Origin of the sequence: Youxingia wuxianensis, assembly GCF_014385085.1 — a bacterium.
GTDB lineage: Bacteria > Bacillota > Clostridia > Oscillospirales > Ruminococcaceae > Youxingia > Youxingia wuxianensis.
Genome location: NZ_JACRTD010000003.1, coordinates 262,722 through 277,675 on the forward strand (window position 1 = coordinate 262,722; position 14,954 = coordinate 277,675).

13 protein-coding genes, 1 other RNA gene and 1 other annotated feature are annotated in these 14,954 nt (G+C 46.4%); of the genes, 7 read left to right on the plus strand and 7 right to left on the minus strand.

Annotation, left to right across the window (positions count from 1 at the left end; translation table 11 throughout):
- Window positions 1-60: 60 nt before the first annotated feature.
- Window positions 61-585: a D-glycero-alpha-D-manno-heptose-1,7-bisphosphate 7-phosphatase gene (locus H8705_RS05550; RefSeq protein ID WP_262394830.1), complete on the plus strand. Its 525-nt coding sequence runs from the start codon at window positions 61-63 to the stop codon at window positions 583-585.
- An 11-nt stretch (window positions 586-596) separates the two neighbouring features.
- Here the strand turns inward: H8705_RS05550 and H8705_RS05555 are convergent, their stop codons facing one another.
- From H8705_RS05555 to H8705_RS05585, 7 genes are all read right to left on the minus strand, one after another.
- Window positions 597-1,106, minus strand: coding sequence for a GNAT family N-acetyltransferase (locus H8705_RS05555; RefSeq protein ID WP_262394831.1), 510 nt, complete (start codon window positions 1,104-1,106; stop codon window positions 597-599).
- Window positions 1,107-1,126: 20 nt separating this feature from the next.
- Window positions 1,127-1,861 (minus strand): elongation factor P 5-aminopentanone reductase, encoded by a 735-nt coding sequence (gene ymfI, locus H8705_RS05560; protein ID WP_262394832.1) that lies wholly within the window; start codon window positions 1,859-1,861, stop codon window positions 1,127-1,129.
- Between the two features lie 64 nt (window positions 1,862-1,925).
- On the minus strand, window positions 1,926-2,171 hold the full coding sequence (locus H8705_RS05565; protein WP_262394833.1) for an IreB family regulatory phosphoprotein: 246 nt from the start codon (window positions 2,169-2,171) through the stop codon (window positions 1,926-1,928).
- A gap of 104 nt (window positions 2,172-2,275) precedes the next feature.
- Window positions 2,276-4,654: a phenylalanine--tRNA ligase subunit beta gene (pheT, locus tag H8705_RS05570; RefSeq protein WP_262394834.1), complete on the minus strand. Its 2,379-nt coding sequence runs from the start codon at window positions 4,652-4,654 to the stop codon at window positions 2,276-2,278.
- A gap of 15 nt (window positions 4,655-4,669) precedes the next feature.
- Window positions 4,670-5,689, minus strand: coding sequence for a phenylalanine--tRNA ligase subunit alpha (gene pheS / locus H8705_RS05575; protein ID WP_262394939.1), 1,020 nt, complete (start codon window positions 5,687-5,689; stop codon window positions 4,670-4,672).
- Window positions 5,690-5,770: 81 nt separating this feature from the next.
- Window positions 5,771-6,003 (minus strand) — a binding site (T-box leader).
- Between the two features lie 58 nt (window positions 6,004-6,061).
- Window positions 6,062-6,931 (minus strand): UTP--glucose-1-phosphate uridylyltransferase GalU, encoded by an 870-nt coding sequence (gene galU / locus H8705_RS05580; protein WP_262394835.1) that lies wholly within the window; start codon window positions 6,929-6,931, stop codon window positions 6,062-6,064.
- Between the two features lie 29 nt (window positions 6,932-6,960).
- A complete protein-coding gene (locus H8705_RS05585; RefSeq protein ID WP_262394836.1) occupies window positions 6,961-8,013 on the minus strand; it encodes an RING finger protein in 1,053 nt (350 codons plus the stop codon).
- A 203-nt stretch (window positions 8,014-8,216) separates the two neighbouring features.
- On the opposite strand from H8705_RS05585, the gene prfB reads away from it, so the two are divergent.
- The 6 genes from prfB (at window position 8,217) to dnaX (ending at window position 14,947) form a co-directional block, all read left to right on the plus strand.
- A complete protein-coding gene (gene prfB / locus H8705_RS05590) occupies window positions 8,217-9,341 on the plus strand; it encodes a peptide chain release factor 2 (RefSeq protein ID WP_262394837.1) in 1,125 nt (374 codons plus the stop codon).
- Between the two features lies 1 nt (window position 9,342).
- Window positions 9,343-10,431, plus strand: coding sequence for a hypothetical protein (locus H8705_RS05595; RefSeq protein WP_262394838.1), 1,089 nt, complete (start codon window positions 9,343-9,345; stop codon window positions 10,429-10,431).
- Window positions 10,432-10,508: 77 nt separating this feature from the next.
- Window positions 10,509-12,107, plus strand: coding sequence for a peptidoglycan D,D-transpeptidase FtsI family protein (locus H8705_RS05600; protein WP_262394839.1), 1,599 nt, complete (start codon window positions 10,509-10,511; stop codon window positions 12,105-12,107).
- 71 nt (window positions 12,108-12,178) lie between these two features.
- Complete coding sequence (locus H8705_RS05605; RefSeq protein ID WP_262394840.1) at window positions 12,179-13,045, plus strand: DegV family protein; 867 nt, start codon at window positions 12,179-12,181, stop codon at window positions 13,043-13,045.
- Window positions 13,046-13,193: 148 nt separating this feature from the next.
- Window positions 13,194-13,292, plus strand: an RNA gene (ffs, locus tag H8705_RS05610) — signal recognition particle sRNA small type.
- Between the two features lie 50 nt (window positions 13,293-13,342).
- On the plus strand, window positions 13,343-14,947 hold the full coding sequence (dnaX, locus tag H8705_RS05615) for a DNA polymerase III subunit gamma/tau (protein WP_262394841.1): 1,605 nt from the start codon (window positions 13,343-13,345) through the stop codon (window positions 14,945-14,947).
- The last annotated feature ends 7 nt before the right edge of the window (window positions 14,948-14,954 follow it).

Genomic DNA, 14,954 nt, shown 5'->3' on the forward strand with positions numbered 1-14,954 from the left:
CTCCAGCGAACCGTTTATAATAGGACACAGGAGTTTGTCATGGATAGGAGAGACAAGAGGATGGAGAAAATACACAGAGCGGTATTTATCGACAGGGACGGTACGATGGGTGCCAATGCCAGCTGCGAGTACCCCTTTGAATTTATACCTTTCGACGGGTTAAAAGAAGCGATCGGACGGCTCCAGAAGGCGGGCTATTTGGCTATCGCCATCACTAACCAGTCCTGTGTGGCCCGCGGTAAGGGGAAGGGATATGATTTTGATAAGGAGCTGGCTTCTTATGGGCTGGACGACTGGTTTATCTGTCCTCATGATGATCAGGACAACTGCGGCTGCCGCAAGCCTAAGCCGGGACTTATCTTACAGGCTCAAGAGAAATACAGCCTGTCGTTATCCGACTGTATCATGATAGGCGACCGCTGGACGGATATCAATACAGGAAAATCTGTAGGCTGCAAAGGCGTTTTAGTTCTGACCGGGCGGGGAAAGGAAGAAGTTTTAAAGGAAAATCCCTTTTCCCCAGACAGCGTGCAGAAAGATATTTTTTCCGCTATCGATTGGATAATAAAAGAAGCAGGCGTTTAGCCTGCTTCTTTTTAATAATTTTTATAAATATACCGATAGTCTGTAAGCAGCTTTCCGCCCATCTCCACAGTATAGATATCACTGGTGAGGGTATACCCAACTTTTTCATAAAACTTCCGGGCGGACAAATTTTCATCCAGCGCCCAAAGATAAAAATCATGGATATTTTCCTTTTTCATTTGATCCATGGCGAACAGAAGAAGCTGTTTTCCATAACCCTTTCTTGTGTATTCCGGCAAAAGATACAAACAGCATATTTCTCCCCAGCCGGAATAATGTTTATTTTGGCTGGGTCCGTAAACTACACATCCGCAGGCCGCCTGCTGAACATACAGAATATCCGCCTTCATGCCGCCTTTGGTCAGACGGTAGGTAAAGGGAGTCACCCATCGTTCGTCCTCAATAGAATCTAAAAAATCCTGCGGTATCATTCCACGATAAGCGACCCGCCAGGAAGCGGCCAAAATATGGCTCAGAAGGGGAATATCCTCCAAGGAAGCATGCTTAATTGTCACGTCCATATTTTTATTGTCTCCTAAATTTAAATTACAAATCCGCCATTGGGACTGAGCACTTGTCCGGTAATAAAATCCGAACCGCTTTCCGCCAGAAAATAAATTGCCTGGGCGATATCCTGGGGCGTGCCTAATATCCCAAGAGGGGTTTCCTCCTTTAAAGCGTTCAGGGAATCTGCATCCAGGGCGGCGTTCATTTCAGTGGTAATTACTCCCGGCGCTACACAGTTCACTTGGATCCCGGAAGGTCCCACTTCTTTGGCAAGCGCCTTTGTAAATCCGATTACAGCGGCTTTAGCAGCGGAGTAATGTACTTCACAGGAAGAACCAACCAATCCCCAGATAGAAGAAAGGTTAATGATTTTTCCCGACTGACGGCGGATCATTTGGGGAAGAAAGCATTGACAGCAATGGAACATCCCTTTTATATTGATATCAAACATCCGGTCCCAGTCATTTGGCGTAATGTCGGTAAATAATTTTTGTTGGGCAATGCCGGCATTGTTTACCAGCACATCCAACTCCCCAAAATCTTTCAGCAGGGAAGCCGCCATAGCGGTCACTTGGGAACGGTCGCTTACATCCCCTTGAACAGCAATCGCTTCGCTCCCCATATCCGAAAGCTCTTTTACCAACTCTAACGCCTGGCGTTCACTGCTGCAATAGTTGACAGCCACCTTCCAGCCGTTTTGCGCAAATAATTTTGCGCTTTCCCGTCCAATTCCCCGGGAGGCCCCGGTAATTAATACTGACCTGCTCATAAATGTCCCCCCAATGAGAACACTTCCGTCCAAAAGGACGGAAGTGTAGTATTCTCAGGTATAACTAGTCGTTAAGATAACTTTTTACCAACATCTGCAGCAACTCATCCCGATCGATTTTGCGAATTAAACTGCGGGCATTATTATGGGTAGTAATATAAGTGGGATCCTCCGAGAGAATGTAACCCACGATTTGATTGATCGGATTATACCCTTTCTGACGCAGGGCGTCGTAAACAGCAGTTAAAATTTCCTTAATCTGTTTTTCCTTATCTTCATGGATAGAAAAGGATATGGTTGGTTCGTGCATTACATCACCTCTTTAAAATCAATTACCTATATTCTACAACAAATTGCAAAAGATAGCAAGAGAACGGTAAGACTATTGTATGTCTTTTTTATGAAAACTATACCTTAACCCCGCAGCTGGACATCCATACCCGCCAACGCTTTTAATACACGTTTGACAGCGGCGTCCGCCTCTTCGTCCGTAAGTGTTCTGTCAGCCGCCCGCAAAGTCAGATTAAACGCGACGCTTTTTTTGCCTGGAGCAACCTGCTGTCCGCGGTATACGTCGAACAGAGACAATTTCTCCAAAATGTGGCCCACAGAAGATTTTATAGTTTTTTCCAAAACAGCTACAGGCAGATCGTCCTCACACAAAAGCGCTAAATCGCGGGTGGAGGCCGGGAATTTCGGCAGCGGGCGATAGCCGCTCTCTTCAGATACGTTTGCGAACAAAGAAGCTTCGTCAATAACGGCGGCATACGCTTTTCCGCCGATTTGATAGTTTTCACATACTACAGGATGAATTTCCCCAAGGGTGCCGATCACCTGACCATCGATTACAATATCCGCACATCGTCCTGGATGGAAGGTGGGATTGGCGCTGTTAGCTACATAATCGCATTCTTTGATGCGCAGGGAGGAAAGCAGCGTTTCCACTACGCCTTTAAGAGTAAAGAAATCCGCATTTTCGCCATACATACCAAGGGTGATCACCTGTTTTTCTTCCGGCAGGTCACGGCCTTCTATTGGAAGATAGATCGTACCGATTTCATACAGAGAAGCAGCTTTATTCCGGTTGTTGTAATTGCGGGACAACACTTCCATCATGGAAGGCAGGGTAGAAGTGCGCATCACGCTGGTATCCTCGCCCAATGGGTTGCTGATAACTACGCAGCGGCGAAGTTCGCTGTCTGCAGGAAGGGCGATTTTGTCATAATATTTGGGACTGATAAAAGAATAGGTGGCCACCTCTGTCATACCTTGCGCCAATAAAATTTTATCAATAGAACTTTCAAATTTTTGGCTGGCGGTATATTGGCCGTTGGCTACGCCGCGGATGGCAGTCACTGGGATTTTATCATATCCATAGAACCGGGCAATTTCTTCCGCTACATCCGCTTTATGCTCTACATCTCCGCGGAACGAAGGAACAATCACATAGTCCCCATCAATTTTAAAATCCAGCTTCAGAAGAATTTCATGCATTTTTTCCACCGGCAGATTGATCCCGATAAAATGATTAATCCAATCCGGTTCCAATTTAATCCGGCGGGGTTCGTGATTGGAATTGTCTACATCAATGATACCGTCGATTACTTCTCCCGCTCCCAGCAGCTCCACTAACTCACAGGCCCGCTGCACCGCAGGAATACAGGTCTGCGGATCCAATTGCTTTTCAAAGCGGCTGGAGCTTTCAGTACGCATGCCAAGTTTTTTGGCTGTAGTACGAATAGAAGCGCCGTTAAAGCAGGCGGATTCAAATACGATCATGTTAGTATCGTCCTGAATACCGCTGTATTCTCCCCCCATAACGCCGGCCACCGCAGACGGATTTTCCTGGTCGCAGATCACCAGCATTTCCGGGGAAAGAGTGCGTTCCACATCATCTAAAGTAGTAATTTTTTCTCCAGGTTTAGCGGTACGCACAACGATTTTTCCGCCTTTTACATATTTATGGTCAAAGGCATGCATTGGCTGGCCGTATTCCAACATAACATAGTTGGTAATATCAACAATATTGTTGATCGGGCGTACGCCGCTCGCCCGCAGGCGCTCCCGCATCCAGCGGGGAGAAGGTTCGATTTTGATATTTTTCACCATTCGGGCCACATACCTGGGACAAAGCGCAGGCGCGGCAACCTCTACGGACAAATAGTTTTCAATGGAATCTACGCCAGGCTTTAACGACGGCTTTGGAAGTTTCAGCTCCCGGTCGAAAGTAGCGGCGGCTTCCCGGGCGAGACCAGTGACAGACATACAATCCGGACGATTAGAGGTAATCTCAAACTCTACACAGGTGTCGTTGAGTCCCAAGGCGGACTGAATATCCTGTCCAAGCTGGCAATCTTCCTGCATGATGAAAATACCGTCCTCAATAGCATAAGGAAAATCATGAGCAGTTAAGCCCAGCTCAGACAAAGAACAAAGCATACCATTGCTTTCTACTCCGCGCAGCTTTCCTTTTTTGATCTTTTTGCCGCCAGGTAAAGTAGATCCATCCAGCGCGACAGGAACAATCGCCCCATCAAACACATTGTTAGCGCCGGTTACGATTTGTATAGGCTCTTCAGCGCCTACATCCACCTTACATATTACCAGATGGTCACTATCCTGATGGGCAGTCACAGACAAAATTTTTCCTACAACTACCTTTTCAATCTCGCTGCCTTCTATTTCCCAGCCCTCCACTTTCGAGCCGGACATGGTCATTGCTTCGGAAAACTGGCGAGGGGCAATACCGCTCACATCCACATAATCCGAGAGCCATTTCATTGATAAATTCATAGCGTAACCCCCTGCTTAAAATTGTTGTAAGAACCGCAGGTCATTTTCAAAGAACAACCGCAGGTCATCAATATTATAGCGGCGCATAACAATGCGTTCCAACCCCATTCCAAAGGCGAAACCGCTATATTCTTCCGGATCGATACCGCAGATGGAGAGCACTTTGGGATGTACCATGCCGCAGCCTAAAATTTCGATCCAACCCTCTCCCTTACAAAGACGGCAGCCTTCCCCATGACAGGCAAAACATTGGAAATCCATCTCAGCGGAAGGTTCGGTGAAAGGGAAGTGGTGGGGGCGGAAACGCACTACGGAATCTTCCCCATACAGACGTTTGGCAAACATCTCCAGCGTTCCCTTCAAATCCGCCATAGTGACGCCTTTATCCACTACCAGCCCTTCAATTTGATGAAAAAGCGGGGAGTGGGTGGCGTCTACCGCGTCGGAACGGTATACGCGTCCAGGAGCGATTACACGGATCGGGGGTTTTTGTTTTTCCATGGTGCGTATCTGTACCGGGGAAGTTTGAGTACGAAGGACCACGTTGTCCGAAATATAAAATGTGTCCTGTGTATCCCGGGCGGGGTGATTTTTCGGAATATTGAGAGCCTCAAAGTTGTAATAATCCAGTTCTACCTCCGGCCCCTGCGCTATGGAAAATCCCATTCCCAGGAAGATTTCCTTTATTTCATCCAACACCTTGTTCAAAGGATGCTGTTTTCCTATAGGGGCCGCTTTCCCCGGCATGGTAACATCAATTTTTTCCGCCTGCAATTTTTTGTCCAGCAGAGCGGCTTTTAAAGAATCGGCCTTTTGTTCTATCAGAGATTCAATATCTCCGCGAATCTCATTGGCCAGCTGTCCTACCTTCGGGCGGTCCTGGGCGGACAAAGTTCCCATCTGTTTTAAGATGGCGGTAAGTTCGCCTTTTTTTCCCAGATATTTTACTCTCAGTTCCTCCAGCGCTTTGACATCGCCGACGTCGCAAAGGGTCTGGGCCGCCTGCTCTTTAATAGTTTGCAGGGCGTTTAACATGTTTGTCACTTTTATCACTCCAATTTCAATTTACTGCTTTTAAAAAGGTATTCCGGCGCAAATAAAAGCCGTTCGCCCCATAAAAGGGACGAACGGCATATGAATGCACATCCGTGGTACCACCCAAATTCCTGCTTCAAAAAACAGGCACTTTTGCGCGTTTAACGGGGCGAACCGTCCCAGCCTACTATCCATTTCAGCCGGGCCGCTCACGGGTGAACTTCCCACAACATTTTCACAGCTTGCTTTCAGCCGGTGACAAGCCTCTCTTTTGTGAAAGGAAATTGCGGTACTCTCCCGCTCACAGCGTTCTTGTATGCCTAACATGGTAACATAATATGACTAAATTTGCAAGAGGCAATTTGGCTTATTTTACAAAGTTTTGGCTATCTGCAGGAGATACTTTCTCAAATCCTCACCAATTTCCGGATGAGCAAGCCCCACTTCGATAGTGGCTTTCAAAATGCCCAGTTTATTTCCCATATCGTATCGGACGCCTTCGTAATCCACACCGATCATACGGCCTTCTTTCGTCATTTGGCGCATCGCGTCGGTAAGCTGGATTTCTCCGCCTTTGGAAGGGGGGGTATTTTCCAGAATATCAAATACGTCCGGAGTAAGCACGCACCTGCCTAAGATGGCAAAGTTAGAAATAATCTCTTCCGGTTTTGGTTTTTCAATCATATCGAACACATCATATACCCGGCCGCCTTTGGGCTGCACATCCAAAGTGCAGTAACTGGGAATCAGCGCCCGCTCCACTTCTTTAATACCCACGACATTTTTACCATAGGTTTCATAGGCGTCCATCAGCTGTTTGGTGGCAGGGTTAGGGGAAATGATTACGTCGTCGCCATACAGCACGGCGAAGGGTTCGTTCCCCACAAAGGATTTAGCGCACCACACAGCATGTCCCAAGCCTTTGGTTTCTTTCTGGCGGACGTACTGAATATTGGCCAAATGAGCAAGGCCCACTACCTCGTCATACGATTTCTGCTTGCCGGAAGAGAGAAGCTTTGCCTCCAATTCCGGGGCATGATCAAAGTGGTCCTCAATCAAAGATTTTCCTCGGTTGGTAATGATCAGGATATCCTCGATCCCGGAAGCCACCGCCTCTTCCACAATATATTGAATTGCAGGTTTGTCCACAATGGGGAGCATTTCCTTGGGAACGGCCTTGGATGCAGGAAGGACGCGGGTACCAAGCCCAGCGGCGGGAATAACAGCCTTACGAACTCGCATGAGGATACCTCCTGAAGCAAAATTAATAGTTAAGCCATGGTAGAATAAACAGAAAGAACGATGGCGATATAAGAGCCAAAATAAGCAAGAAAACAGCCGATTAAAACAAAGATCACTGCTTTTCTGCTCACCCGGCCTTTTTTAGCCAGCGCTTCGGTGTAAGCGCGGTCGTCAAAAACAGCGGCAGAATCAAATTCCATTTTAATTTTACGGATACGGCTAAAAACGTGTTTCATATACAGCCGGTTGCCGTTCATTCCCAGCAGGAAGGAGATTAAAATCATCCCATACTGGATGAAGGGTGCAATTCGATAGGCCCAGAGGTTTGTCTGGGGATTAAATACCGGCATGATCCCAATACTGATGTCCTGAATATTCTCTAAAAGAAATTTTGCGTATTCCGGAGCGATAAACAAAGAAGGAATTTGTGCGGCTATCAATAGTATGAGCAAAAGTATACCAATATCATACATCTTGCGATAAAAGAAATAAATAAAGTTTAAAAACATAGCAGACCAGTTCCAGGTAATACCGGTATGATTGCTGATCGCCTTAAACCGGGGAAGGTAATAATAAGAATTTTCTCCCACATAAAGAGCGATGTCCCTGGCGGAGATTCCGTCGATCTCTTCCTCAGGGGAAAGCCCTCCGAAAGCCATACTATAAGCTCTAGGCACCGCGCCGCCAAAGGGAAAACCATCGGCAGTTCCAGCGGGGCCGTCCTGGCCGGAGAAAGAGGAATGCCGAGGAGCACTGGTTTGCTCAGATGAGCCCCTTAAACGGGAGCCGCAGATTTGACAAAAAATTCCTTCCGGCGGATTATTGGCTCCGCACATAGGGCAGGGGATCCCTTTTTGTTCCCGCCAGGCCTCTTTTTGGGCCTCTTGCTCTTCTTTTGTCTTTTGTGCGGGAGGTTCCCAGGCTTTTCCGCAAGCGTGCAGGTTTTCCATGGTACAATGCCCGGCTTTTTGGTAACATTCCCGATGATAAGGAGCGCCGCAGATCGGGCATACTACAATATCATCCTCTTCAATGAACCGCTTTTGACACACAGGGCAGTGAATCCCAACGTAATTTGCCAAAAATATCAACTCCTGAATTTTCAATGACATAAATTCATCACTTTAAAAAATAATGATACAGATATTTTGATAAAAAAGCAAGAGTATAATTATTAACTTTTATTAACCTTTACAATTTAGCGCAAAACTACTATAATAAGGACTGCTGAGCAGTGTTTTTATCTAAGAAAAAGTCAGATAGAATAAGGAATGGTGTTAAGGGTATGTTACAGTACGAGGAGTTAAAACAGCGACTCACCGCCAGAGAAGAAGAATTAAAAGATCTGGCCCAGGCGATTGGGTATAAAGAACTGGAAAAGCAGCTCGCCGTATTGCAGGAAAAAGCGTCGGACCCCAATTTCTGGAATAACTTGGAGGCTTCCCAGAAAAACCAGCAGGAATCCGGAAAAATCAAAGCGAAATTAGACGCTTATGACCAATTAAAAACCCTCTATGACGATACGGTAACTTTAATTGAACTAGCAGATGAGGAAGAGGACGAAAGCGCTTATCCAGAGGCTCTTGCCGACTGTGAAAAGTTTGAAAACGAGCTGGACTCCCAAAAACTGACTACCCTTCTTACCGGAGAGTATGACAGCAGCAACGCCATTCTAACCTTCCATGCAGGTGCCGGCGGCACTGAAGCGCAGGACTGGGCTCAGATGCTTTACCGGATGTATACCCGCTGGACGGAGCGCCATGACTTCAGGTATAAGATTTTGGACTATCTGGACGGGGATGAGGCGGGGTTAAAAAGCGCCTCTATCCTCATAGAAGGAGAAAATGCCTTTGGCTTTTTAAAATCAGAAGCCGGCGTCCACCGGCTGGTGCGCATTTCTCCCTTTGATTCTTCCGGCCGCCGTCATACTTCCTTCGCTTCGGTGGAAGTGATTCCGGAACTGCCGGATGACAATACGGTCGAGATCAACGAAAGCGATATTAAAATGGATGTGTTCCGGGCTTCCGGCGCAGGCGGACAGCATGTAAACAAAACCTCTTCAGCGGTGCGGCTGACCCACATCCCTACCGGGATTGTGGTTTCCTGCCAAAACGAACGCAGTCAGCATCAGAACCGGGAAATGTGTATGAAGATGCTCACGGCCAAGCTCATTGAAATTAAAGAGCGGGCTCATTTGGACAATATCAACGATATTAAAGGGGATCAGAAAGAAATCGGCTGGGGGTCCCAGATCCGTTCTTATGTATTTATGCCCTATACCATGGCGAAGGATCATCGTACCGGCTATGAAATGGGAAATATTACGGCAGTTATGGACGGAGATATTGATGGATTTATCAATGCGTACCTAAAGGCCGCAAGCCTGGGAACATTAGGTCAGGTGGAATAATATGAAGCGGATTTTGTTGTTTCTGATGGCTTTTGGGATGCTGTGTGGATGTACGCTCGCCCCGGACGATTATCTGGAGACGCTTTCACAGGTAAACAGCCAATTGGAAAGTCAGGGAGAAACCAGCCTTTTAGGGGAAATCGGAAAAGAAATCCAGGTTCCCGTGATAAAAGAGGAAAATTATCCTCAAAAACTTATGTTCTGTACTGATGCAACCCTCTTGATTCAGCAGAATGGAGAAAGCGGTCCTGTGATCACAAAGTATGATCCAAAAACTCAAAAAGTGATAGGAGAGCTGTCTTTCGGGTCAAACGAGGGAGAAACAGGAGATTGTTTTTTACCTTTAAGCAGACAGGAGTATTATCTTCTCTTGAAAAAAGCAGACGGCTATCGGGCGGTTCTGTTTGACGAATCTTTAAAGATCGTGGAAACCATAGAGGATATTCCGATCAACGGATACCTTTGTCAAGACAGGCAGACCGTTGTCTATGTAGAAAACAAACAATTAATAAAATCTTGTCATCTAAAGACCGGGAAAGAAACGGTTCTTTTTGATAATGACACAGACGGTTTGGGCGGAGGAATTTGGATCACTGACTTTTCCCAAAACCTAATTTCCTTCTCCTCCACCAGCAACCCTTTGCCGGGGACGGATAGTTTTGGCTATTATGATCTTCTTACAGGGAAGAGCCTGGTAAAACAAACGCACCGCACTTTGCTCCCTCATTCGCTGCCCGGAGGAAAAGTCTTTTTTTCTCAAGAAGGAGCGGCGGCCCCTCCGGAAGACAATGTTGTCCTGCTTTTGGATGCGGGAACGGACAGTGAAAAAGAAATCCCGCTGAACAGCGATAGGGAAACCTGCTACTGTACGGTCAGCGAAAATGGGAAATTTGTGGCGTCTTTTTTGCCGGAGGAAAGCCGGACGGCTTTAACCTTATATGATGGGGTCAGCGGTCAGATGCTTTATCAGCTGGACCTGCCGCCTTACGATTTTTCTCCGGAAAATTCAAACCAGTTTGCTGTTTCAAACGATGCACGCTGGGCGGCGGTATTTACGGGTCAGAATGTTTACACATATTATTTAGGATAGAAAAAGCGCGGAGAAGTTTCTCCGCGCTTTTTGCATTTCCCCTTCTTTTTCGGTCAAAGATAAGATGGGTGATAAATATGCAAAAAAGAGCAGTTATTATTTATTCTATTATTATACTTATGTTTACCGGGATGATCGGCAGGTTTTACAGCCTGGCCATGGGGGATATGCTGGCGCAGGCGGCGGATACCCAAAGCGCTTATATTCTGGATGTGGCCAAATCCAGAGGACTGATTTATGATTGCAATTTAAATTCTATGGTAAATACCACCAAAAAGACGGTGGCCGCTGTCATGCCTTCGCCGGAAGCTATGATGGCGCTTACCCAGGCAATTGAAGAAGGAGAAGAAATTGTCATCCGGGAAGATGAAGTCAAACCTTATACGGTAAATCTGGAAAAAACCTCTGTCTATTCCAAAGGGGTGGAAATGTTCGACGTATGGGAAAGGTACGCCCCGAATCAATTAGCTCCACATATCATCGGTTATCTCAATCCAGAAGGATCAAGCGGGGCGGCGGGAATAGAACTGGCTTATGATGAATTGCTCCAGCAGTATAATGGAAGCTTAAAACTGCGGTATATGGTAGACGCTTACGGACAGGCAATGACAACTGAGGCTCCAGAAATCATCCAGGACAACTTCGAAAGTCAAGGAGGCGTTGTACTGACTCTGGATAGCACTATTCAGAGGGCGGCTCAACGGGCCATGAAAAATGTGGAGAAGGGCGCCGCAGTAGTAATGGACATTACTACTGGAAACTTAAAAGCAGTGGTGAGCATGCCTCAATACGATCCAAATAATTTGGCGGAAAGTTTGAAAAATCCGGACAGTCCTTTTGTCAACAGGGCATTTTCACAATATAATGTAGGTTCTACCTTTAAGCTGGTTACCGCAGCCGCAGCACTGGAAAATGGCGCCGGACGGTATAATCCCTATACCTGCAAAGGGTATATTGATATTGACGGCCATATCTTTTACTGCCATTACCGAAACGGACATGGAGAAATTGATATGAAAAAAGCCGTCGAGGTTTCCTGCAATCCGTTTTTTATCCAGCTAGGGCTTTCTGCCGGTGGAAAAAATATTATTTCTATGGCCAGAGATATTGGCTTTAGTAAGGCGGCGCAGCTTTCAGAAGATATCAAAACCCAAAGCGGCACCCTTCCGGATGAAAAAGAACTTGCTTCTGATACAGCGGTGGCGAACCTTTCTTTTGGTCAGGGAAAGCTGACAGCCACCCCTATTCAGGTAGCTCAGATGGCGTGTACGATCGCCAACGGCGGGTATGCGATTACGCCCCGGTTGGTGGAAGGATTTACCGACGATGGGAAGGAAATATATGAGCACACGACCATCTACAGCCCTGTCCAGGTCTTCTCAAAAAAAACCGCCCAGGCTTTGCAGGAATTTATGATAGGAAATGTAGAAGAAGGCAGCGGCGTAAACGCGAAGCCGGACTATTGTACTGCCGCGGGAAAAACCGCTTCGGCACAGACGGGAATTTATGAAGGAGAGGAAGAAATTGTTCATGCCTGGTTCGCAGGATATTTCCCGGCGCAGGATCCCAAGTATGCTATTGTGGTCTTGGTAGAAGGCGGGGACAGCGGTAGTGAAACAGCGGCTCCTATTTTTAAACAGATTGCCGAATCAATTTATCTTTATGAGAAGGATTAAGGAAGAAAAGATTGTAAATTTTTTCTTGATGTTATATAATAAAGTGGAAGTAATATGGAGGGAGACATAAAATGAGCGACTATATTATTGTCACAGATTCCAACGCAGATTTGCTTCCCGAATATTGTAAACAGCATAATATTGTTGAAATGGAGCTTACCTATACTTTAGATGATAAAACGTACCGCTGTAACGACCCATCCCTTTCCCGGCATGAATTTTATGACTATATGCGGGGCGGAAAGATGCCGATTACTGCGCAAATAAATATGGAAGAGACCAATAACAAATTAATTCCGATTTTGGAAGAGGGAAAGGATATTCTTTGTATTATGTTTTCTTCCGGGCTGAGCGGAAGCTATAACAGCGTTCGCATTGTTGGGGAAGAGCTGCAGGGAAAATATCCGGACCGGAAAATTGTGGTTATTGATTCCCTTTGCGCTTCCTTGGGAGAAGGGCTTTTGGTAGACAAAGCGGTTACAAGAAAAGAAAAAGGCATGTCCTTGGAAGACAATGCCCAAAGGGTCCAGGAAGATATGCCGCATTTGTGCCATTATTTTACGGTGGCTGATCTATTTCACCTGCATCGCGGCGGCAGAGTTTCCGCTACGGCGGCGGTGTTTGGTTCTATGCTTGGAATTAAGCCGGTACTCCATGTAGATGACGAGGGACATTTAATCCCGCTCTCCAAGGTAAGGGGAAGAAAAGCTTCTTTGTTGGCTTTGGTGGATAATATGGAAAAACTGATTGATCGGAAAAACTGCGATAAATTTTTCATCAGCCATGGAGACTGTTTGGATGACGCCAAATTTGTAGCGGAGGAAGTAAAGAAACGGTTTGGGTTTCACGACTGTATGATCAATTATGTAGGCCCTACAATCGGCGCACATTCTGGACCGGGAACCGTCGCTTTATTCTTTATGGGGAAACATAGATAAATAATAGAAACAGCTGCTTTTACATCAAGTGAAAGCAGCTGTTTATAAACGGTTGAAATTTTATGATCGGTATGCTATAATAAGGTTCGCTGTAAAAACAGCGTGTCAACGTGGGAAGCATTGCCGGTGTGTGTGGGGACATGCAGGTATGCGGGTCCTGTGCGACAGAGCGCCGTGAACCATGTCAGGCGGGGAACCGAGCAGCATTAAGCGGTTTGTTTTGTGCGCCGCAGGTAATCTGTGTGCCTGTGTGTCCGTACACACACCTTTTATTTTGAGAAAGGAAGGGAGAACTTTATGTACCAGGCGTTGTATCGTAAGTGGCGGCCAAAAACGTTTGAGGATGTTGTCGGTCAGGACCATATTACTCTCACCTTGAAAAATGAAGTATCTGCCGGAAAATTTTCTCATGCTTATCTTTTTACCGGTTCTCGGGGTACGGGAAAAACTACTTGTTCTAAAATTGTGGCAAAAGCGGTCAACTGTTTACACCCGCAGGATGGAAATCCATGTAATGAATGTCTCAACTGCAAGGGAATTGACGACGGTTCGATTTTGGATGTGGTGGAAATTGACGCCGCCAGCAATAATGGCGTCGATAATATCCGTCAGCTTCGGGAAGAAGCGTATTTTTTGCCTTCAGTGGCGAAATATCGGGTTTATATACTGGACGAATGCCATATGCTCAGTGCAGGAGCGGTAAATGCGCTTCTTAAAATATTGGAAGAGCCGCCGGAACATGTTATTTTCATTTTGGCGACTACAGAAATTCATAAAGTATTGCCCACTATTTTATCCCGCTGTCAGCGGTTTGATTTTAAAAGGATCAAGTCTCAGGTGATTGCTGAGCGCTTGTTATATGTAGCGGAACAGGAAAACATTCACCTTGAGAAAGCGGCGGCGATGCTTATTGCCCGTCTGTCGGACGGAGGAATGCGGGACGCTTTATCTCTGCTTGATTTGTGTATTTCCTATGCACAGCAGATCACAGAACAGACGGTAGTGGAAACGGCCGGACTTACTGGACAGGGGCCATTGTTTGAGCTGGTTCACGCCATAATTCAAAAAGATCCTGCCGGCGCTTTGCGGGTGGTAGATCAGCTGAGCGAAAATTCTATGGATTTTACCCGGCTTTGTGAACAGATGGTTATTCATTACCGCAATTTGATGATTGTGAAAACAGTAAAAGATCCGGAAGATCTTATTCAGATGTTGCCGGAAGATTTGCAGAAGCTGCGGGAGCAGTCAGCACAGGTTTCGCTAAATACCATCATGTCTGGATTGGAAATTTTACAAGATACTATGGGAAAAATCTCCCGTACCGCTTTTAAACGTACGGAATTTGAGATGGCTGTAATCCGTCTTTGCGATATGCCGGCCTCTTTTACGATGGAAGAATTTGCCCAGCGATTGGACCGTCTGGAGATGTCTTTTGCATCGGAACAGCAGCCTGCGCGGGCGGCTGTTCAGCAGGCTGTGCCTGCGTCCAGCGCCGCTGGTTCGCCGAAGGCGGAAAAGCCGCCTCAGGCGCCGTCCTCTTCTCTGTCAGCCGCGGACGAAGCGATTCCTTTTGAAAAATGGGCGGAGGTTTTGCAGGAACTGCAAAAGATCAATGGAGCGTTATATGGGGCGATGATTGAAAGCCGAGCATTTATCTGCGGAGAGCTGGTGCTGATTGATTGCGCCAACGATATGTTTAAAAACCTTCTTCGTACCAGTTTGGCCGCCAAAGAAAGCCTGCGTAACGCCATTATGAAGATTACGGGCCAGAAATACAACCTGGGACCATACAATCCGGATAAATACCGGGTGTCCGAAGCGCAAAAAAATGAAAAGTCAGATCCTTTAGAAGGAGTATTAAAAAAAGCAAGTGAATTAAATGTTCCAGTGGACATAAAATAAAAAAACA